This is a genomic window from Gluconobacter sp. P5B12, from assembly GCF_018812035.1.
Taxonomy (GTDB): domain Bacteria; phylum Pseudomonadota; class Alphaproteobacteria; order Acetobacterales; family Acetobacteraceae; genus Gluconobacter.
In genome coordinates this window covers 53,984-74,775 of sequence record NZ_JACRVV010000003.1, presented here as the reverse complement: position 1 = coordinate 74,775, position 20,792 = coordinate 53,984, and the positions used below count along the sequence as shown (strand labels likewise).

The 20,792-nt window shown below is 57.8% G+C and carries 16 protein-coding genes; all 16 read left to right on the top strand.

What is annotated here, in order from left to right:
• The first annotated feature begins 8 nt into the window (after positions 1-8).
• The 16 genes from KP702_RS07140 to ligA all read left to right on the top strand — a co-directional run bounded on the left by KP702_RS07140 (position 9) and on the right by ligA (position 20,729).
• Positions 9-1,460: a UDP-N-acetylmuramoyl-L-alanyl-D-glutamate--2,6-diaminopimelate ligase gene (locus KP702_RS07140; RefSeq protein WP_202207304.1), complete on the top strand. Its 1,452-nt coding sequence runs from the start codon at positions 9-11 to the stop codon at positions 1,458-1,460.
• Positions 1,457-2,833, top strand: coding sequence for a UDP-N-acetylmuramoyl-tripeptide--D-alanyl-D-alanine ligase (gene murF / locus KP702_RS07135; protein WP_202207303.1), 1,377 nt, complete (start codon positions 1,457-1,459; stop codon positions 2,831-2,833). The genes KP702_RS07140 and murF overlap by 4 nt, the downstream gene beginning before the upstream one ends.
• Complete coding sequence (mraY, locus tag KP702_RS07130; protein ID WP_064273099.1) at positions 2,833-3,924, top strand: phospho-N-acetylmuramoyl-pentapeptide-transferase; 1,092 nt, start codon at positions 2,833-2,835, stop codon at positions 3,922-3,924. Before murF ends, mraY begins: the two co-directional genes overlap by 1 nt.
• Positions 3,921-5,267 carry a UDP-N-acetylmuramoyl-L-alanine--D-glutamate ligase gene (murD, locus tag KP702_RS07125; protein WP_215768716.1) on the top strand — a complete coding sequence of 449 codons (1,347 nt, stop codon included), beginning with the start codon at positions 3,921-3,923 and terminating at the stop codon, positions 5,265-5,267. Before mraY ends, murD begins: the two co-directional genes overlap by 4 nt.
• Positions 5,268-5,272: 5 nt before the next feature.
• Entirely contained in the window at positions 5,273-6,466 is a 1,194-nt protein-coding gene (locus KP702_RS07120; protein ID WP_086633620.1) for an FtsW/RodA/SpoVE family cell cycle protein, read from the top strand.
• A complete protein-coding gene (gene murG / locus KP702_RS07115) occupies positions 6,463-7,560 on the top strand; it encodes an undecaprenyldiphospho-muramoylpentapeptide beta-N-acetylglucosaminyltransferase (RefSeq protein ID WP_215768715.1) in 1,098 nt (365 codons plus the stop codon). The genes KP702_RS07120 and murG overlap by 4 nt, the downstream gene beginning before the upstream one ends.
• A 40-nt stretch (positions 7,561-7,600) precedes the next feature.
• The gene (murC, locus tag KP702_RS07110; protein WP_215768714.1) at positions 7,601-9,037 is read left to right on the top strand and encodes a UDP-N-acetylmuramate--L-alanine ligase; all 1,437 of its coding nucleotides are present in this window, start codon (positions 7,601-7,603) and stop codon (positions 9,035-9,037) included.
• Positions 9,034-9,948 (top strand): UDP-N-acetylmuramate dehydrogenase, encoded by a 915-nt coding sequence (gene murB / locus KP702_RS07105; protein ID WP_215768713.1) that lies wholly within the window; start codon positions 9,034-9,036, stop codon positions 9,946-9,948. The genes murC and murB overlap by 4 nt, the downstream gene beginning before the upstream one ends.
• Positions 9,945-10,856, top strand: a complete 912-nt coding sequence (locus KP702_RS07100; protein WP_215768712.1) for a D-alanine--D-alanine ligase — start codon at positions 9,945-9,947, stop codon at positions 10,854-10,856. Before murB ends, KP702_RS07100 begins: the two co-directional genes overlap by 4 nt.
• Positions 10,856-11,800 carry an FtsQ-type POTRA domain-containing protein gene (locus KP702_RS07095; RefSeq protein WP_215768711.1) on the top strand — a complete coding sequence of 315 codons (945 nt, stop codon included), beginning with the start codon at positions 10,856-10,858 and terminating at the stop codon, positions 11,798-11,800. The genes KP702_RS07100 and KP702_RS07095 overlap by 1 nt, the downstream gene beginning before the upstream one ends.
• Positions 11,797-13,194 (top strand): cell division protein FtsA, encoded by a 1,398-nt coding sequence (ftsA, locus tag KP702_RS07090; RefSeq protein WP_046901366.1) that lies wholly within the window; start codon positions 11,797-11,799, stop codon positions 13,192-13,194. Before KP702_RS07095 ends, ftsA begins: the two co-directional genes overlap by 4 nt.
• 58 nt (positions 13,195-13,252) lie before the next feature.
• Complete coding sequence (ftsZ, locus tag KP702_RS07085) at positions 13,253-14,797, top strand: cell division protein FtsZ (RefSeq protein ID WP_202207296.1); 1,545 nt, start codon at positions 13,253-13,255, stop codon at positions 14,795-14,797.
• Positions 14,798-14,932: 135 nt separating this feature from the next.
• A complete protein-coding gene (lpxC, locus tag KP702_RS07080; RefSeq protein ID WP_202207295.1) occupies positions 14,933-15,970 on the top strand; it encodes a UDP-3-O-acyl-N-acetylglucosamine deacetylase in 1,038 nt (345 codons plus the stop codon).
• 68 nt (positions 15,971-16,038) lie between these two features.
• Complete coding sequence (locus KP702_RS07075) at positions 16,039-16,932, top strand: outer membrane protein assembly factor BamD (RefSeq protein ID WP_211516639.1); 894 nt, start codon at positions 16,039-16,041, stop codon at positions 16,930-16,932.
• 45 nt (positions 16,933-16,977) lie between these two features.
• On the top strand, positions 16,978-18,696 hold the full coding sequence (recN, locus tag KP702_RS07070; RefSeq protein ID WP_215768710.1) for a DNA repair protein RecN: 1,719 nt from the start codon (positions 16,978-16,980) through the stop codon (positions 18,694-18,696).
• Complete coding sequence (gene ligA / locus KP702_RS07065) at positions 18,693-20,729, top strand: NAD-dependent DNA ligase LigA (protein ID WP_215768709.1); 2,037 nt, start codon at positions 18,693-18,695, stop codon at positions 20,727-20,729. The genes recN and ligA overlap by 4 nt, the downstream gene beginning before the upstream one ends.
• Positions 20,730-20,792: the final 63 nt, after the last annotated feature.

Below are 20,792 nucleotides of genomic sequence, written 5' to 3'. Positions count from 1 at the left end.
GCCTACCCATGCGTCTCTCTGAACTCCTCCGGCAGAATGGTTCCATTCTGTCGCCTTCCGTTGACCCTGAAATCTGCGCGGTAACAGCAGACAGCAGACAGGTCCGGCCGGGCACACTGTTTTTTGCTCTCCGGGGCGCGAAACAGGACGGAGCAGCCTTCATTCCTCAAGCGGTCGCAAATGGTGCAGTTGCCGTTGTTGCAGATCATCCGGCGCAAGCTGATGTTCCCGTTCTACTAACTCCTGACGCCAAACACCTGCTCGCATTAACGGCTGTAACGCTTGCAGGTCCACAGCCGACCTGCATTGCAGCAGTAACCGGAACAAACGGCAAAAGCAGCACGGCAGAATTTCTTCGCCAGATTTGGACGCTTCAGGGCTTCAAGGCGGCCAGCCTTGGAACACTGGGGCTGATTGCCAACGTTGACGTCCCGCCTCCGCCATCACTGACAACGCCTGATCCCGTTTCACTGGCCAAGACACTTGCCTCTTTGGCGCAGTACGGTGTGGATCATGTTGCACTCGAAGCCTCATCGCACGGACTGGAGCAGCACCGCCTTGATGGCGTTACGCTTAACGCAGCGGGCTTTTCAAATCTGACGCGTGACCATCTGGATTACCACGGCACGATTACAGCCTATCGCACTGCCAAACTGCGTCTTTTTGAAGAGCTTTTGCCAACGAATGGTATCGCTGCGGTCAATGCGGATATGGATCCTGAGACGCTCAACGCGTTGCAGGCATTGGCAGCCCAGCGCGCCATGACACTTCGCACAGTCGGCAAAACAGGGACAGCCCTGCGCCTTCTCGAAACAACTCCGACGCCTACCGGTCAGATTGTTCGGCTCTCCCTCTACGGCGAAGAGCTTCCAGAAATAACCTTGGCATTACCAGGCCTGTTCCAGGCCGATAATGCCATGCTGGCAGCCGCGATGTGCTGGCAGGATGAAAGCACAGCACAAAGCGTGGTAGATTACCTGCCGCAGTTGGTCGGTGTGCGCGGACGATGTGAACGTGCTGTTGAGCTTTCCAATGGAGCCGCAGCCTACGTCGATTATGCCCACACGCCGGATGCACTGGAACGCGTTCTCGCCAGCCTCCGTCCACACACTCAGGGACGGCTGGTCGTCGTGTTTGGTGCGGGCGGAGATCGCGATCGTGGCAAGCGCCCACTGATGGGTGATGTTGCGGCACGCATGGCAGACCTCGCGATTGTGACGGACGATAATCCACGCACCGAAGATCCGCAGAGTATCCGTTCCGCCATTCATGCAGCCTGCCCGGAAGCACACGAAATCGGGGATCGGAGGTCTGCGATCGCCGCTGGGCTGGACGCGCTTCAGCCGGGGGACATTCTGGTTGTTGCTGGCAAGGGTCATGAGCAGGGACAGATTGTCGGTCAAACCGTTCTTCCGTTCGATGACCGCAGCGTTATCCGTGAACTCGCAGGTGCAGCATGAGCGTTCTCTGGACATCCGAAGAGCTTCGTGATGCGACAAATGGCCGCCTTGAAGCTGAGGTTGCCGTCACGGGAATTTCCATCGATACCCGGACATTAAAATCTGGCGACCTTTTCATCGCACTTAAGGGCGATGCCAGTGATGGCCATGCACACATCGCGCAGGCCCTCGCCGCCGGGGCAGCGTGTGTGATGGTGCATGACACCAGAGGCTTGACGGACCCACGCCTCCTGATCGTTGCCGATACGATGACAGGCCTGGAAGCACTGGGACGCTTCGCACGCGCACGCTTTGATGGAAAAGTCGTTGCGATTACTGGCAGCGTCGGCAAGACCACGACGAAAGACATGCTCCGCACCGCACTTTCTGCGCTCGGGCCGACACATGCTGCCATCGCCTCATACAATAATCACTGGGGCGTCCCTCTCACATTAGCGCGCCTCCCCCGCGATGCACGTTTTTGCGTAAGTGAGATTGGCATGAACCATGTCGGGGAAATTGCCCCCTTGGCTGCGCAGGTTCGTCCGGACGTTGGAATCATTACCACCATCGGAACAGCACATCTGGGCCATATGGGAAGCGTGGAAGAAATCGCGCGTGAAAAATCCCAACTCTTCAGCGCATTACCACCACACGGGACGGCTATTGCTCCGGACGATGCTGTGGGGCAAGACCTGTTTCAGACAGCACTCCCTAACCATGCATCGCTTTGGTTAAGCGGCTTTTCTGCTGCCGCCCAAGTCCGGTTAGAAAACCTGCTCTGCACCGCGGAAGGCAGCACTTTTACCCTGACATTCCCTAATGCGCCGAGCGTGTCCGTCAGATTAACAGCTCCCGGCCGACATCTGGCGCGAAACGCCGCGCTGGCTCTCGGAGCTGTCGCAGCCCTTGGCGAAAATGTGCCGAATGCGGCTAAAGCGTTGACCGGGTTTGTTCCAGGAGCAGGCCGCGGACAGATACGTACTGTGCTGAACGGCGTGCAGTTGCTTGATGAAAGCTACAATGCCTCCACGACCAGCATTCGTTCGGCGCTAGAGACTCTCTCGCTTCTTCCCGCCAAACGGCGCGTGGTCGCTCTGGGAGACATCCGTGAACTTGGCGAATTCGCAGAGGCAGAACATCGTTCTCTCGCGGATGCCGTAATTGCAGCAGATGCACTGGCTTTCTGCTGTGGCACCCACATGCACGCGCTTTACGAAGCTCTTCCCGAAACCGTGCGGGGTGGTTACGCCCCGGACGCGTCTTCCCTCGCCCCCCTTCTGTGTGATGCTCTCCGCCCCGGTGACCTTCTGCTCGTCAAAGGCAGTTTGGGCAGCCGGATGCGCGATGTCATTGCGGCCCTCGATAACGCTTCCAACCCGGTCTCTGCCTGATGCTGTTCAATCTCGTCGCCTCTCATGCCTCATCGCATGGCGGGTTCTTCAACCTCTTCCATTATCTGACGTTCCGCTCGGGTTGTGCGTGCCTGACGGCGCTGGTGATCTCGCTAGCGCTTGGCAACCCCTTCATTGCGCAGCTCAAACGGATCCAGCGTGAAGGGCAACCTATCCGCACGCTTGGTCCGGAACGGCATATTCTGGAAAAGGCTGGCACGCCAACAATGGGCGGGATGCTAATCCTGATCGCGCTGTTCTCCGCGACGCTGTTGTGGGCAGACCTGACAAACGGTTTCGTCTGGGCCGTTATGCTCACAACTGCCGCATTCGGTGCCGTTGGCTTTGCAGACGACTATCTAAAGCTTTCCCGCCGTAATACGAAAGGTGTGTCCAAGCGCGTACGGCTGGGATGTGAGTTTGCAGCCTCTCTCATCGCAGGCATCTGGCTCCAGCACCTGACGCCACCGGAACTCCGTAATGCCGTCGCATTCCCCTTCGTGAAGGATATCCTCCTTCCGCTCGGTTATGCCTTCCCACTTTTTGCGATGATTACGATTACGGGCTTCGGCAATGCCGTGAACTTCACCGATGGCCTGGATGGGCTGGCCATTGTTCCTGTCGTAATTGCAGCGCTCGTCTTTGCGCTGATTGCCTATCTCGTGGGCAATCATGTTTTTGCTGATTACCTCCAGCTTCACCCTGTTCCGGGCACCGGCGAACTGGCTGTGTTCTGCGCCGCACTGATTGGAGCGGGGCTTGGCTTTCTGTGGTTCAATGCACCCCCGGCTGCCGTTTTTATGGGTGATACAGGCTCCCTGTCCCTCGGCGGCGCACTTGGGGCCGTTGCCGTCGCCGTCAAGCATGAGCTTGTTCTGTGCATTGTTGGCGGCGTGTTCGTCGCAGAAACGCTCTCCGTCGTGATCCAGATCTTCTGGTTTAAGCGTACAGGCCGGCGTGTGTTCCTCATGGCACCGTTGCACCATCACTTTGAAAAGAAGGGCTGGCAGGAACCGAAGATCGTCGTACGATTCTGGATTGTCTCCATCGTTCTGGGGCTGTGTGGTCTGGCCACGCTGAAATTGAGATGACAGGCTTTCCGACAGATCTTCTCGCAGGTGAGCGCTATGCGGTTTGCGGCCTTGGTCGTAACGGTGCGGCCGTAGTCAACGCGTTGCTGAACATGGGTGCCGAGGTTCAGGCATGGGATGATAATGCCCCGTCTCTGCCCCCTCATGAGCGACTGACACTTGCACCACTGACAGACCTGTCCGGCATGACAGCGCTCGTCCTGTCTCCTGGTATTCCGCACATTCTGCCTAAGCCCCATCCTGTGGCCGAACTGGCTCGCGCTCAGAATGTGCAGATCCTGTCAGATGCAGAACTGCTTTATCGCAATGTTCGCAAAGCCGGATCTAAAGCGCGTTTTGCAGCCATAACCGGTACCAACGGAAAATCCACAACGACAGCTCTGCTGGCGCATCTGCTGCAATCCGCCGGGGTTCCCTGTGTCGCGGGCGGCAATCTGGGCACTGCGTCTCTGGCACTTCCTCTTCTGGCTGATACCGGCGTTTACGTTATTGAGATGTCGTCATACATGCTGGAACGGCTGGACCAGTTCCACGCTGCGGCTACCTGCCTGCTGAACATTACACCGGACCATCTTGATCGTCATGGAGACATGGATGGCTATGCAGCAGCGAAAGCGCATGTCTTCGACAACATGACGTCTGAAGATCTGGCGGCCATCGGCGAAGACGATCCGTGGTGCATGACGATCGCAGAGAAAATTGCGTCACGAAGAATTCCCGTCACGATGCTGGCGCCGGATGCGGTTCCATCCTTCGACGGCCCTGCACTCCCCGGACGGCACAACCGTCAGAACGTCGCCGCGGCTTGGGCGATGGCAAAGCATCTTGGTTTGAGCGACACGGCTATTCGTGATGGATTGGCCTCATTTCCCGGTCTGGAACATCGGCTGCAAAAGGTAGCCGAGCAGGATGGTGTGGCGTTCATCAACGATAGCAAAGCAACTAATGCCGAAGCTGCGTCCAAGGCGCTTGGGTCCTACGACCGTGTGATGTGGATTGCAGGGGGAACGGCTAAAGCGGGCGGCATCGAAATGCTTGTCCCATGGTTTGACCGCATTGCCCACGCGTTCCTCATTGGTCGAGACGCCGCTGTTCTTGCTGCAACACTTCAAGCCAATGGCGTTCCCTATACGATGTGTGACACGCTGGATCGCGCAGTGCCCGCAGCGTTTGACGCAGCCTTAACGGGTGGTGTCAGAACCGTTCTTCTGTCTCCGGCCTGTGCAAGTTTTGATCAGTTTCGCAGTTTTGAGGATCGTGGGTCACACTTTCTCCAGATTTGCGATAATATTGTGAAATCAGGCCATTCGGGCAAAATGCTCAAAGCAGAACAGGAAGGTTGACGGTCATGGCGGGCTCCTCCCGTGTCGATTCATCGGCAATCGCCCGCTGGTGGCGCAATACCGACCGGGTCACGCTCGCCTGTGTCGGAATTCTGATCGGCCTGGGTTATGTGCTGATGCTCGCGGCCAGCCCTGCCGTGGCTTCGAGAATTGGCGCATCCCGCAACATGTTCATCCTCAAGCAGGTGATCTTCCTGGCACTGGCTGGGGCGATCGTGCTTGGTGTGTCTTATCTTTCGCGAGCCGGTGTCAAAAAGCTAGCCTTTATCGGGGGTATTCTTGCCCTCGCCGCCACAGCCATGACACTGGTGCACGGGATGGAGATCAAAGGCGCGCGCCGCTGGATCGCCCTGCCCATGATGTCCGTGCAGCCTTCAGAATTTCTAAAGCCCTGCTTTGCCGTCATGACGGGCTGGCTGCTCTCCGCACGCCGGACGGTCGTTTTGCGGGGGAACATAGCGTTCCCCGGAATGCTGATCGCATTCGCATGCTTTGGCGTCATTCTGGCGCTCCTCAAGTCCCAGCCGGACATTGGAATGTTGTCCGTCATCACCATGGTTTTCATGACGCAGCTCTTCGTCGACGGACTGCGTCTGTATTGGGTTGGGCTTTGTGTTGCAGGCATGATTGGTGCATTCGGCATGGCGTTCGTCATGTTCCCACACGTGCGCTCCCGTGTTGAGCGGTTCCTGCATCCGGACGTTGGCGATCACTATCAGATCGACACGGCGCTTCGTGCTTTCGGAAATGGGGGTCTGCTCGGACGTGGGCCGGGTGAAGGACGCGTCAAGGATCTGCTGCCTGATGCTCATGCCGACTTTGTTTTTGCCGTTGCCGGCGAAGAGTACGGCCTGTTGCTCTGCTTCGGCATTATCACCGTGTTCGGCATTATCGTTCTCCGCACCCTGCTGAAACTGATGCGGGAAGAAGATCCTTTTGTGATTGTCTCCGCGGCAGGCCTGGTTACAGGGTTCGGACTACAGGCGTTCGTCAACATGGGGTCAACACTTCACCTCATCCCAACAAAGGGCATGACGCTGCCATTCATCTCGTATGGTGGGAGTTCGGCCATGTCCATTGCTCTGACCATGGGAATGGTCCTTGCCCTGACGCGCCATCACGTTGGTCCGGGCAAGATTGCCCAGCGTGTCGCCACCCCTTACACCCCCGGTTCCCTTCTTGAGAGAAACACCCCATGAAACGTCCGATTGTCGTTGCTGCCGGTGGAACCGGAGGGCATTTTTTCCCGGCTGAAGCTGTTGCAACCGTCCTGGCAGAACGTGGGCATGACCTTGTTCTTATGACGGACACCAGACATGGGCGGCGTGAGACCGGCATGTTCAAGGATCGGCCTCAGTACGTGCTGGACGGTGCAGGCGTGGCGGGCAAAGGCCTTGGGGGGAAAGTGCGTGGTATTACCGCACTTTTCCGAGGCATGCTGGAAGCACGCCGGATCCTCAAAACACTCGATGCGGCCGCTGTTGTCGGGTTTGGAGGATATCCATCCATTCCGCCGCTTCTGGCCTCTCGCATGTTGCCAAAATCGCAGCGTCCGGAAATGGTTATTCACGAAGGGAACGCGGTTCTCGGACAGGCAAACGCCTTTCTGTCGCGCTTTTCTCCCCTCATCGCCACGTCTTATGACAGCGTTGCGCGCCTCCCGCAGGGCGCCCGCGTCACTCTGACGGGCATGCCTGTTCGGGCCGGGATCGAAGCCCTGTTCGGGCAGCCCTATACCGCACCAAAAGAGACGGTTCGGCTCCTGGTCTGGGGTGGCTCACTCGGTGCCCGCGTGTTTTCAGATGTCGTGCCTCAGGCTTTGGCCGCTCTGCCGGTTGGCTTCCGGACGCGTCTGCATGTGACACAACAGGTTCGCGCGGAAGATACCGATCGCGTTCGTGCCATCTATGAAGGTGCCGATATTGCGGTTGAGGTTGAACCTTTTTTCAACGATGTTCCCGAGCGACTGAAATCAGCCCATCTGGTTATCGGTCGCGCAGGCGGATCTTCTGTCGCAGAACTGGCCATGGCCGGACTTCCGTCCATTCTTGTACCTCTGCCCATCGCCGCCTCTGACGAACAGGGCGCCAACGGCAAAGCCTTACAAGATGCGGGAGCGGCCTGGATGGTTCGTCAGCCGGATTTTACATCTGCGGCCCTGACGGCTCTCGTGGCTGACCTGCTTACACACCCTGAGCGCCTTTCTGCTGCTGCTGAAGCTGCACGTCAGTTTGCTCGCCCTCATGCTGCCGCAAAAGTAGCAGACCTGATCGAAGCCGGCCTTCGGTCCTGATCATCTCTTTTTACCCTATTACCTCAAGAGTACCTGCCCCATGCGCGCCCTGCCCCTGAACATCGGAACCATTCATTTCGTCGGTATCGGCGGTATCGGAATGTCCGGCATTGCAGAAGTCCTGCACATGCTGGGCTACCGGGTTCAGGGTTCAGATATTGCGGAAAGCTCGAATGTTCAGCGTCTGCGACACGCTGGCATCCAGATCCACATCGGACATGATGCCTCCAATCTGGGTGACGCCCAGGTTGTCGTGACCTCTACAGCCGTCAAGAAAGACAACCCTGAGGTTATTGCGGCGCGGGCAAAGCTGATCCCGGTCGTTCGTCGTGCGGAAATGCTGGCAGAACTGATGCGTCTGCGCTGGTCTGTCGCGATCGGCGGCACACACGGCAAGACCACGACGACAAGCCTCGTGGCGTGTGTCCTGGAGCATGCGAAGCTGGACCCGACCGTCATCAACGGCGGCATCATCGAGGCATACGGCACCAACACCCGTATGGGCTCTGGTGACTGGATGGTTGTTGAGGCCGACGAAAGCGACGGATCATTCCTTCGTCTTCCAGCGGTCATTGCTGTCATCACGAACATGGACCCCGAGCATCTGGATCACTGGGGTACGGAAGAAGCCATGCAGGCGGGCTATGACCAGTTCGTCTCCAACATTCCGTTCTACGGCTTTGCAGTACTGTGCGTGGATCATCCGCAGGTTCAGCAGATGATCCCGCGCCTGTCCGATCACCGCATCATCACTTACGGCTTCAGCCCGCAAGCCGATGTTCGCGCTGAGAAGGTCGTGATGGACAAGCGTGGCGCAACATTCGAGGTTGTGGTCACGAACCGCGCCCGCAACCGGACGCGTCGCGCCGGTCCGTTCCGCCTGCCAATGCTGGGGCATCATAACGTTCTGAACTCTCTGGCAGCCATCGCGGTGGCGCTGGAAATGGAAATCAGTGATTCCGTCATCGCCTCGGGCCTGGCGTCCTTCAAGGGCGTAAAGCGTCGTTTCACGCGGACGGGTGAATTCAATGGCGTGTCGATCATTGACGATTATGGTCATCATCCGGTCGAGATTGCGGCTGTCCTGAAAGCTGCACGTCAGGCAGGCGCGAAGAACGTCATTGCCGTGGTGCAGCCGCATCGCTATTCCCGTCTGAAAGGCCTGTTCGGCGAATTCTGCACCTGCATGAACGATGCTGATACCGTTATCGTGGCTGACGTGTATGCGGCTGGTGAAAGCCCGATTGAAGGCGCAGATCGTGATGCTCTGGTCGAAGGCCTGCGGGATCGTGGACATCGGTCTGTCGTGCCATTGCCCTCACCTGAACTTCTTCCTGAAATGGTGAATGCGATCGCAAAGCCCGGCGACTATGTAGTCTGCCTCGGTGCCGGAACAATCACCCAGTGGGCTCAGACCCTTCCGCAAGAACTGGAAGCTCTGAACACCAAAAGCCCGGCGCCGGAAAGCGCTGTATGAGCGACAACTTTCCAGTTCAGGGGCTTCGCGGACGTCTGACCGCCAATGCACCGCTGGGAGCCCGCGCCTGGTTCCGCACTGGCGGCCCGGCTGACTGGCTGTTCGTGCCAGAAGACGCCGATGATCTGGCTGATCTGCTGCGGAACCGCCCCGTCGACATGCCCCTGACAGTTCTGGGCGCATGCTCAAATGTCATCATCCGCGATGGTGGTATTGAAGGCGTGGTGGTCCGGCTGGCCCGTGGTTTCTCGGACATTGAAGTCCAGACTGATGGCCTGGTAGTGGGTGCCGCGGCTCTGGATGTCACGGTAGCCGAGCACAGTGCCGCGGCTGGACTGGCTGGACTGGAGTTTCTCGTCGGCATTCCTGGGTCCGTTGGCGGGGCTGTGCGCATGAATGCTGGCGCTTATGGTTCGGACATCAATGCCGTTCTCGATTGGGCGGATATTCTCACGTCAGACGGCGAGTTGCGTCGCCTCACCTGTAAAGACCTGGGCTTTGCGTACCGTCATTCGGACTTGCCGGAAGGCGCTATTGTCATCCGGGCTAGACTGCGGGGCACACCAGACGTGCCAGACGCCGTTCGGGAACGCCTTGCAAAAATTCGTGCCTCTCGCGAAGCGTCCCAGCCTGTTCGTGCCCGCACTGGTGGCTCAACGTTTCGTAACCCGGAGGGTCACAAAGCCTGGGCGCTGATTGATGAAGCAGGTTGCCGTGGCCTGACGCTGGGTGGCGCTCAGGTCAGTGAGAAGCATTGCAACTTCCTGCTGAACATTGGTGATGCCAGTAGCGAACAGCTTGAAACGCTTGGGGAAACTGTTCGCAAGAAAGTTCTGGACCATAGCGGGATTGACCTGCACTGGGAGATCAGACGCATTGGTCGTCGTGACGTAGGAGAGAAGACAGTATGAAGGTCGCAGTTTTATATGGCGGTACGTCCAGCGAGCGACCTGTCAGCCTTGTCAGTGGCAATGCAGCCATCTCTGCCCTGCGTGAGAAAGGGCATGAGGTAACGCCAGTCGATGTCGGTGCCGATATTGCCGTCACCATTCAGGCTCTAAAAGCGGCCACCCCTGACGTCGTCTTCAATGCATTGCATGGTCCCAAAGGCGAAGATGGCGCCATTCAGGGTGTGCTGGAATGGATGGGACTTCCGTACACACACTCCGGCATCCGCGCCTCTGCTGTCGCAATGGACAAGGGAGCAACCCGCATGCTGCTCGCCGCAGCGGGACTTCCCATTGCGGAAGGCCGTGTCATCACGCCTGAAGAACTGGCGGAAGCAGACCCACTGCCCGTGCCGTATGTTGTGAAGCCCGTTGCGGAAGGATCGTCGGTCGGCGTTGAAATTATCCGCCAGGGTGATAACCGTCGTGCCGAAATAGCGAAGAACTGGCGCTTCGGCAAAGAAGCTCTCGTTGAAACATTCGTTCCTGGCCGTGAGCTGACTGCGGGCGTCATGGGTGATCGCGCCTTGGCCGTAACCGACATCCTGCCTGCCGAAACGGCTGCATTCTACGATTTCGAAGCAAAGTACAAAGCTGGTGGCTCCAGGCACGTCGTCCCGGCAGAGCTGCCAGAAAGCGTGACCGAGCGTGCACTGGATTATGCTCTGCGTGCTCATCAGATTTTGGGATGTTCTGGCGCCAGCAGAACGGATTTCCGCTACGACGACGAGACAGACACTCTGATCGTTCTCGAGGTTAACACGCAGCCCGGCATGACCCCAACCTCCCTGCTGCCGGAACAGGCTGCATATTGCGGCATTTCGTACCCGGATCTTTGTGACTGGCTGGTTCAGGAGGCACTGACCCGCTGATGCGCAGGGACTCCCGCCCTCAGGAACCCGATTTCCGACGTGACCCGGCTTTCCGCCCGGCGCCGATGCCGCCTTACGAAGACCGGCCGTCACGGACGAAACTGTTCCTGCGCCGTCAACGGAAACTGATTCGCCCCGGAATCGTATTCCTTGTCGTGGTCGGACTGGGAGGAGTAGGAGCGCGCCTCCTGTATGACGCAGCGTCGGAGGAGCGTTTTGCTCCGCTGAGAGCCAAGCTTGTTGCCATGGAGCCGCTGCCTATTCGGCACGTCGTCATCAATGGTCGCGGCATGACCAGCGAGGCATCAATTTACGAAGCCCTGGGAACAAGCACTGGCCACCCAATTTTCGGTTTTTCTGTTGAAGCCGCACGCCAGCGCATTGATGAACTTCCCTTCGTGGATCATGCGACCGTCGAGCGGCGGATGCCGGATACGATCATCATCAACCTGACCGAACGTACACCCATCGCCGTCTGGCAAACGCATGGGCATTTTTCGCTCATTAATCAGGCCGGCGAAGAAGTTCCCGATCAGGGCATGACAGGCAAGAATGCTCAGGCTTTTCTTCAGCTACCGCTTGTCGTTGGCGATGGTGCCAATACTGCCGCGTCCGTCGTCATTGACGCTTTAGTCAAACAGCCGGATGTCAAATCCCGTGTGACCGCCCTCATTCGTGTGGGAAACAGGCGCTGGAATGTGACCCTGAAAGACGGGACAACTGTCATGCTCCCCGAAGGCGAAGAGGCCGCAGCGTTTGCACGTCTCGCGCAATATCAGACAAGCATGAACCTGCTGGATCGGCCTGTCGTCTCGATTGACATGCGCCTTCCAGATCGCATGGTCATTCATCAGACACCTGCGCCCACACCTCCTCCTGACACACCCAAAACAGACACACCCGCCCCTCCTTCTGACAGCAGCCAGACGACACAGCAGCCATGACCGATCTTACACCAACGTCCGATCTTCCGGCCTTTCGCCGCCGGGGTGGTCTGCGGGGCCGGTCCCTGATCCCTGTGGGTGGCGAACGCGAAGTTGCGCTGAACCGCGCATCACGTGAAATCCTGCCGCTGCCTCCGGAAGAGACATCCAAACCTCGTGTCTGGCGCAATGGCGTTTTCGGTGCGCTGGATATCGGCACGACGAAAATGACCTGCCTCATTGGCAAGGGTGAGCCGGATGGTTCCATTCAGGTTCTGGGTTATGGCTGGCGGCGCTCCCACGGAATTCGATCTGGGTCGATCGTGGATATTCGTGAAGCTGAGGCTGCTATTCGCGCCACCGTTGGTCAGGCAGAGGAAGCCGCAGAGCGACGAATGGACTCACTGGTCGTCAATCTGTCCTGCGGTCATCCCCGAAGCCGCCTAATCGATGCCCACATGCCCATCGGTGGTCGTGAAGTGACGGATGGAGATGTTCAGCGCCTGATCACGGACGGTCAGGCTCGTGCATGGTCAGAAGGCCGGGACGTCATCCATACCCTTCCCATCGGGTATGTCGTTGACTCCATGCCGGGCATTGCTGATCCGCGTGGCCATCAGTGTGAACAGCTGGCGACGAAACTGCATGTTGTTGACATGAACTCCAGTGCTCTCCGCACACTGGATACCGTTCTTCAGCATTCAGAGCTCAAACTCGACGGACTGGTTTCCAGCCCCTTTGCTTCTGGCGTTGCCGTGCTGGCTGACGAAGAACGTGATTTAGGCGTTACCGTCGTGGAAATGGGAGGCGGAACCACCTCTCTCGCAGTTTTCTGTGAAGGCCGACTGATCCATACGGCACAAATCCCTGTTGGTGGCCTTCATGTTACCCGTGATATTGCGGGCGTTCTTTCGACATCTCTGGAAACTGCAGAGCGCCTGAAAACCATGTATGGTGCGGCACAGCTCGGGTCTGACGATCAACGCGAAATCCTGTCCGTGCCCCTCATTGGGGAAGGCCGGGACCGTTTGGCCCGTATTCCGCGCTCGAAAGTGATCTCCGTTATTCAGCCTCGCGTTGAAGAGACACTTGAACTTGTGCGCCATGCTCTGGACAATGCAGGTCTGGGGCGTCTCGCCAACGGGCGTGTCGTTCTGACAGGCGGAGCTTCCCTGATGGAAGGCATCGTGCCTGTCGCAACACGCATTCTTGCCCGGCCGGTTCGCATGGGCAAACCGCTGAACGTTCATGGCCTGCCGGAGACTGCTGCAGCTTCGGCCGGTTTTTCCACCGCTGCGGGGCTTCTGGCCTGGGCAGCGGGCGCAGATCGGGACTTTGGGGACATTTCAACCCCGGAACCTCGATCTGGCAGCCTTCTGAAACGTCTCGTGGGGTTCATCCGCGACCGTGGATGAGCTACACAGAAAATAACGCCCTTTTTTCCGTTGCTTCCTCGCAGTTCCGGACCTGATCATGACTTTGAACCTTACCCCGACCCCGAACTCTCACGTTGAACTGGCCCCGCGCATTACCGTCGTCGGTGTTGGTGGTGGTGGCACGAATGCTGTCAACAACATGATCGATTCGGAGCTCAAGGGCGTCGAGTTCGTTGTTGCCAACACGGATGCGCAGCAGCTCGCCCACTCCAAGGCTGAACGCCGCGTCCAGCTTGGCCCCCATCTGACACGCGGTCTCGGCGCAGGCGCCAAGCCGGAAATCGGCCGCGAAGCTGCTGAAGAAGCTGCACAGGAAATCGAGCGTCAGCTCGAAGGGGCGAATCTGGTCTTCATCACAGCCGGTATGGGCGGTGGTACGGGTACGGGTGCGGCTCCGGTTATCGCGCGCATGGCCCGTGAACGTGGCGTTCTGACAGTTGGTGTGGTGTCGAAGCCCTTCAACTTCGAAGGTCGCCGCCGCACGCTGGCTGCTGAATCCGGTATCGCCGAGCTTCAGAAGCACGTCGACACCCTGATCGTTATTCCGAACCAGAACCTGTTCAATTCCGCGAACCAGAACACGACGTTCCGTGAAGCCTTCAAGATGGCTGACAACGTCCTGAACATGGGCGTTCGCGGCATTACGGACCTGATGGTCTCTCCGGGTCTCATCAATCTCGACTTTGCGGACGTGAAGGCCGTGATGGAAGAGATGGGCAAGGCCATGATGGGCACCGGTGAAGCCACCACGGAAGACGACGGTGAAGATCGCGCCGTTGCCGCTGCCGAGCGCGCCATTTCCAACCCACTGCTTGAAGATGCCTCCATGGCTGGCGCCCGTGGCCTGCTGATCAACATCACAGGTGGTGAAGATCTGACACTTTACGAAGTGAACGCAGCTGCCGACCGTATTCGTGAAGAAGTTGCCGAAGAAGCCAACATCATCTTTGGTGCTCTGATCGATGAAAACATGAACGGGCGCATCCGCGTTTCGGTTGTGGCGACGGGCATCGACACCCAGTCCAGAAATGATCCGAACAATACAGAGACGACGCCTGCGGCGGCTCCCCAGCAGGCCCCTTCTGCTGCGGCATCCCGCGATACGTCTGCTCAAAATCGTCAGGCTCCTCAGACGTTCCAACCGGGATCGACCTATGCTGGTGGGCCGCCACGCCCAAACTTCAATCTTGATCCCAATGCATCACAGCAGCCTGCATCGCCGCCCCCGGCTGCGGAAAGCCCGGTTGCCCCCCCGCCACATGCGGCCCCTCAGCCGCCGCACGTCGCAGCCCCGCAGGACGATGCAGCACCGCGCTCCCCGCGCGCTGGCCTGTTTTCCGAGCCGCCGCGTGCACCAGCTCCAGAAGCCCCACGCAGCATTTTCGGCCTTATGACGGGCGCCTTCCGTAGCCGTCCGGCCCCGCAGCAAGCAGCTCCGCAAGCCCCGCGCACGGAGCAGAACAGCCGTGACGCATATCAGCAGACCGATCATCATAACCCCTCCGACCAGCGCCATAACCAAGCGCCGTCGGATGGGAGCGATGATTCTACGCTTGATATCCCGACCTATCTGCGTCGCTGAATAGGCAAACTGCTTTCCTGCAAAATCCTGCGCATCGCAGGAAAGCAGTCAGGTAATATCCGGCAACAATCATTGAATGGCACTCCGGCGATGACTGGGTTTTATTATAAGCCAGTCTAAATCGTCGGGGGATTCATGCAGGTTACGCCAGCGCATCATGGAAAGTCGGTTCCAGCAGATCGAAAGGTCCGCCCGCTACTTTCCAGCGCGTCTGACAGCACGCAGACGCCTCTTTTCTCTGAGCGTCCCGATTTGAAGAACCTGCAGACAACTCTTCATTCTCCTATATCTTGCCGCGGCATCGCCCTTCACAGTGGACTTGATGTCGATCTGGAAATTTCTCCAGCCGAAGCGGATACAGGTATTCGCTTTCAGCGGAGCGATTACCCCGGCTCTCCTTCGTTTCCCGCTCTCTATGACCGGATTATCGACACCAAACTTTCGACTGTTGTTGCCTGCAAAAATGATCCTTCTCTGCGCGTGGCAACTATTGAGCACCTGATGGCGGCCCTTAACGCCTTGGAAATCGATAACGCGTTCATTTCGGTTAGTGGTCCGGAATTACCGGTTCTGGACGGTTCGGCAGATGCGTTTGCTTTTCTGCTACGATGCGCAGGGAAGAAAACGCTAGATACGCCACGAAAAATTATCGAAATTCTTCGAAACGTCCGGGTTGAAGGCGACAACGGTGCTTTTGCCGAGCTGCGCCCGGCTCAACGCGGTCTTTCTCTTGCAATTTCGTTAAATTTTGATGCTGAAGCCATTGGGTGTCAGCGCTATGCCATGCAGCTTGATCCGGCTCGCTTTCTAGAAGAAGTGTCTTTCTGCCGTACTTTTGTGAACCGGAAGGACATTGAATATCTTCAAAGTATTGGCCTCGCCCGTGGAGGCTCTCTCGACAATGCTGTCGTAGTGGATGGTAAGACCATTCTTAATCCAGCAGGTCTGAAAATCGAGCGGGAATTTGCCCGACATAAGCTTCTTGATGCTATCGGTGATCTGTATTGCTGCGGCTACCGCCTGAAAGCGGGATTCATCGGCCATAAATCTGGTCACAAAATTAATAACGAGCTTCTGCGCAGCGTTTTTTCAGATCAGAAAAACTGGCGTTTTGAAACTCCGACCTCTACCGTTTCAGCACGGGGCCACCGTCGCACACGCGTCGCAGCCTAAGGTTAAATGGCGGGTCTTTCGTCCCCGCATTCCCGTGATATAAGACGGGCTTCACGGGAAGAGCAGGTATGGCAAGCAGCACTCAGCATCATTTCGAAGTGTCCTGGAACGGACGGGGTCTTGTTCTGAAGGCTGCGGCCGTAAGCGGTTTGCTGCTTCTGTCAGGCTGTTCATTGCTTTCTCACAAGCATGAGAAGCCAGTTATTCCAAAGGCTGCTGACGCAGAGACGCTGTATAACTACGGTATCGATGCTCTTCATTCCGGCCGATATGAACTGGCGGGCGGCGAATTCGAGCTGCTTCAGCAGAACTATCCGTATTCCGGTTTCACCGGCAATGCCGAGCTGATGGAAGGCTATGCCTACTACCTGCAAGGTGAGTATGCGCTTTCGGTTCAGCAGCTTGAGCGTTATCTCCAGCTCCACCCGACCAGCCCTGATGCGGCCTATGCCTTCTATCTGCGCGCCCTTTGCTATTATGAGCAGATCGCTGACGTCCAGCGTGACCAGCAGGGAACGGTTGAAGCCCTTGATGCTCTGGAAGAGGTTATTACCCGCTTCCCACAGACAGCTTATGCACGTGACGCCCAGCTGAAGATCGATCTTTGCCGTGATCACCTTGCCGGCAAGGAAATGCTGGTTGGCCGCTGGTATCAGCAGCAGCGCAACTATGAAGCCGCAATGACGCGCTATCAGCGTGTCGTGCAGGATTTCCAGACCACGAATCACGTAGCTGAAGCGCTGGAGCGTCTTGTCGAAGTCTATTTGGCTCTCGGTCTCAAGGATCAGGCCAGACAGACGGCATCCGTACTGGGCTACAACTATCCAGACAGTCAGTGGTACCGCTATGCCTACGCAAATCTGCGGGACAACAAGCTGCTGTCCAGCGAGTTCAAGCAGCCGATCAAGACGTCCAGCAAGCCGCGTGGATTCTTTTCCCGCGCCTGGCATAGCGTATTCTGATGTGAGGCGTTTGAAACACGCCTCACTACACACAACATTCCCGTCATGCTGACCCATCTCTCGATCCGTGACGTCGTTCTGATCGAAAAGCTCGATCTGACTCTGGCCGCTGGTCTCACCGTTCTGACGGGTGAGACCGGTGCTGGTAAATCCATCCTGCTCGATAGCCTTGGCCTTGCCCTTGGCGACCGCGCCAATGCTGGACTGATCCGCTCCGGGGCAGCGCAAGCCAGTGTGGCTGCCATCTTTGAAGTGCCGTCCGGGCATCCTGTTTTCACTCTTTTGAGCGAACAGGGAATCGCACTGGAAGAAGCTTCGGAGCCTCTGGTGCTGCGCCGCATCGTCACGCCTGATGGACGCTCGCGCGCTTATGTCTCGGATCAGCCTGTCGGAATTAGCCTGCTGCGGCGTATCGCGTCTCAACTCGTGGAAATCCAGGGCCAGCACGAGCAGATGGGTCTCGCCGATCAGAGCACCCACCTGAATTTGCTGGATGCATTCGGCGTCAAAAGGGACCTGTTGGCGCGAACCGCCACAACGTTTCATCAATGGGCCAATGCCCGCACAGCGCTCGCAAAAGCACGTTCCGAAATGGATGCTGCTGCGCGCGAGGAGGAGTGGCTGCGTGCAACTGTTGATGACCTCTCGACTTTGGCTCCTCAGGAAGGCGAAGAAGAGTCGCTTGCCGCGCTACGTGTCAGTCTTCAGCAGGACGAACGTCGCGGAGAGGCTGTTGCCGCAGCCCTTTCTGAACTGACGCCGCGTGACCGACGCTCATCAAACCCTTCCGCCGCTTTGCGGTCTGCCAGCCGGGCATTGGTCCGGCTGCTGCCGTCTTCTGCAGAAACTGAGGGCAGCACCTCCACTCATCAGGCGCAGGCCCAGGAAGCTTTAGATGCGCTGGAAAAAGCTGAGGAAGCGTTAGCAGAAGCAGAAATGCTGCTAACGCGTCTTGCTGCCGATACGGAGAGCGATCCGCGACTGCTGGAAGAGACAGAAGAGCGTCTTTTCTCCCTGCGGGCCGAAGCCAGAAAACATAACGTCTCGGTCGCCGAACTGCCGTCCTTTCTCGCGTCCCTGAAAAGCCGTCTGGCTGCGCTCGATTCGGGTAATGCCGAACTGTCACGGCTTGAAATCGCTCTGACAGAAGCGCGGCTGGCCTATGAAGAAGCCGCGAAAGCTCTGTCCAAGGCGCGCGAACACTCTGCTCAAAAACTTGAGCAGGCCGTCAGCCGTGAGTTGAAGCCGGTCAAACTTGAACGTGCCCGTTTCATTGTCTCGCTGCTCCCGCTCGCACCCGAACAATGGAACAGCCGCGGCATGGAGCAATCCTCTTTTCTTATCGCGGCAAACCCCGGTCAGGCACCCGGTCCTTTGGCCAAAGTGGCCTCTGGCGGTGAGCTATCGCGTCTGATGCTGGCGTTGAAGGTTGTGCTGGCCCAGCGCTCTGATGTGGGAACACTGGTCTTTGACGAGGTGGACTCTGGCGTTGGCGGCGCAACCGCATCGTCAATCGGCGACCGGCTGCACAAGGTCGCACAGGACGTGCAGGTCCTCGTCGTAACGCACAGCCCGCAGGTTGCCGCCCGAGGTGACCATCACCTGCGCATTGCCAAGCGCATCCACAACGAGCGCACCGAGACACTTGCAGAGCCTCTTTCCCGTGAAGCCCGCCGCGAAGAAATTGCCCGGATGCTTGCGGGTGACGTCATTACTGATGCGGCACGCGGCGCCGCAGATAGCCTTCTGGAACAGACCGCATGAATTCTGCCGATCGTCACGCCGAACTTGAGACCCTGCTCGCCCGATGGGACGAGGCCTATCACGGCAAGGACGACCCGGAGGTTTCTGACGCAGAATATGACGCTGCCCGGCGTGAGCTTCTGGAACTGGAAGACGCCAACCCTGAGCTTCGCCGTGAGGGAGGAGCGAGCGATCGCGTCGGCGCTCTACCCGATTCGGCTTTTGGAAAGCACCGTCATCTTGTTCCGATGCTGTCTCTGGATAACGTCTTTGGGGCTGACGGATTTGAAGGATTTGTTTCGCGCGCTGGTCGCTTTCTGGGGCTGGATGACGACGGCATTCAAGCCCTTCAATTTGTCGCCGAGCCCAAAATTGACGGCCTCTCTATCAATCTGACGTATGAGAACCGAAAATTCGTCCGGGGCGTGACGCGTGGCAACGGTATTGAGGGCGAAGACGTCACGGCCAATCTGCTGACGCTCAAGGATATTCCGCACACTCTCCCTGATGATGCACCAGATGTCATAGAAATCCGTGGTGAAGTTTTCCTCTCAAAGAAGAACTTCCTAACCCTGAATGAGCAACAGGCAGAGCGCGGAATCAAACCGTTCGCCAATCCGCGAAATGCCGCAGCAGGATCTCTTCGACAGCTAGACCCGGAAATCACACGCAGCCGACCCTTGTCCCTGTTCGCCTACGCTCAGGGTTACGCATCGTCCGCTATAAGCGAAACCCATTCAGGATATCTTGAGGCCCTGACACGCTGGGGCTTCACGGTTAATCCCCTGTCCGAACTGATCGAACATGCCCGGGATATCCCCGCGTATGTAGACAGGCTCGCTCGCGATCGCTCCGGCCTCGATTATGATATCGATGGCATTGTCTTCAAACTGAACGATATAGCCCTCCAGAACCGACTGGGGTTTGCAGGTCGCGCGCCGCGCTGGGCCATTGCCTGGAAGTTCCCGGCTGAACAGGCCATCACCCGGCTGCTGCGGATTGAAATTCAGGTCGGACGAACTGGCGCCTTGACCCCTGTAGCTCATCTGGAGCCCGTCAATGTTGGTGGCGTGATTGTCTCGCGTGCAACTTTGCACAACGAAGACGAAATCGCCCGTAAGGACGTCCGTGATGGAGATCTGGTTCGCCTTCAACGTGCCGGAGACGTCATTCCACAAATTTTGGGCGTTGTGGAAAGCGATGAGCCACGTAGCCCGCGATACGTTTTCCCAGATCATTGCCCGGTCTGCGGATCACTGGCTGAGCGTGTCCATGGAGAAGCAGTGCGCCGCTGTACCGGCGGACTGACCTGTGAGGCACAGGTCGTGGAACGGCTCATTCACATGGTGTCACGAGGCGCGTTCGACATTGATGGCCTCGGAGACCGCAGCATCCGAGAATTTCATGCTGCGGGTTACGTCCTGCGCCCAGGAGATATTTTTCGCCTGAGCGCATATCAGGATGAACTTCAGAAACGGGACGGCTGGGGAGAGCTCTCGGTCAGGAATCTTCTCCAGGCGATTGATGAGCGACGGACTATATCTCTGGCCAGGCTCATTTTCGGTCTTGGAATTCGCCGGATCGGAGAGCGTAACGCCCAGCTTCTTGCGCGGCATTACGGCACCTTTGAAGCCTGGCGCGACGCAATGGTAGCTGCGAACGCGGGCAGCGAAGAGCGGGAAGCATTAGATTCCATCATGGGCGTCGGTGGTGCGATTGCAGACGAACTGGTCGCATTCTTTTCAGAAGCCCACAACGTCGAAACTCTTGATGATCTTCGCCAGCAACTCCACACAATTGAAGCAGAAGAAGCACCGTCCGAAGGCCACCTCTCGGGGAAAACCATCGTCTTCACCGGCACCCTGACCACAATGACGCGCCCTGAAGCAAAAGCAATCGCGGAGCGTCTTGGGGCACAGGTAACCGATAGTGTTTCCAAAAAGACGTCTCTGGTTGTGCTGGGAGAAAAAGCGGGATCAAAAGCAAAGAAGGCTGCTGATCTGGGGCTTAAAACTGTTGACGAAGCCGGTTGGAGAACATTGGCAGGGATTTGACAGTTTTAAGACATTGAGGACCTGCATGGCTGCCACCCGAAGATAATTGGCGTGTTCTGGTGT

Coding starts and splice junctions, on each gene's coding strand:
- murG (WP_215768715.1), top strand. CDS start 6,463: ATGAAACGTCCGATTGTCGTTGCTGCCGGTGGAACCGGAGGGCATTTT.
- murF (WP_202207303.1), top strand. CDS start 1,457: ATGAGCGTTCTCTGGACATCCGAAGAGCTTCGTGATGCGACAAATGGC.
- recN (WP_215768710.1), top strand. CDS start 16,978: ATGCTGACCCATCTCTCGATCCGTGACGTCGTTCTGATCGAAAAGCTC.
- mraY (WP_064273099.1), top strand. CDS start 2,833: ATGCTGTTCAATCTCGTCGCCTCTCATGCCTCATCGCATGGCGGGTTC.
- KP702_RS07075 (WP_211516639.1), top strand. CDS start 16,039: ATGGCAAGCAGCACTCAGCATCATTTCGAAGTGTCCTGGAACGGACGG.
- KP702_RS07095 (WP_215768711.1), top strand. CDS start 10,856: ATGCGCAGGGACTCCCGCCCTCAGGAACCCGATTTCCGACGTGACCCG.
- KP702_RS07140 (WP_202207304.1), top strand. CDS start 9: ATGCGTCTCTCTGAACTCCTCCGGCAGAATGGTTCCATTCTGTCGCCT.
- ftsZ (WP_202207296.1), top strand. CDS start 13,253: ATGACTTTGAACCTTACCCCGACCCCGAACTCTCACGTTGAACTGGCC.
- murB (WP_215768713.1), top strand. CDS start 9,034: ATGAGCGACAACTTTCCAGTTCAGGGGCTTCGCGGACGTCTGACCGCC.
- ftsA (WP_046901366.1), top strand. CDS start 11,797: ATGACCGATCTTACACCAACGTCCGATCTTCCGGCCTTTCGCCGCCGG.
- ligA (WP_215768709.1), top strand. CDS start 18,693: ATGAATTCTGCCGATCGTCACGCCGAACTTGAGACCCTGCTCGCCCGA.
- KP702_RS07120 (WP_086633620.1), top strand. CDS start 5,273: ATGGCGGGCTCCTCCCGTGTCGATTCATCGGCAATCGCCCGCTGGTGG.
- lpxC (WP_202207295.1), top strand. CDS start 14,933: ATGCAGGTTACGCCAGCGCATCATGGAAAGTCGGTTCCAGCAGATCGA.
- murD (WP_215768716.1), top strand. CDS start 3,921: ATGACAGGCTTTCCGACAGATCTTCTCGCAGGTGAGCGCTATGCGGTT.
- KP702_RS07100 (WP_215768712.1), top strand. CDS start 9,945: ATGAAGGTCGCAGTTTTATATGGCGGTACGTCCAGCGAGCGACCTGTC.
- murC (WP_215768714.1), top strand. CDS start 7,601: ATGCGCGCCCTGCCCCTGAACATCGGAACCATTCATTTCGTCGGTATC.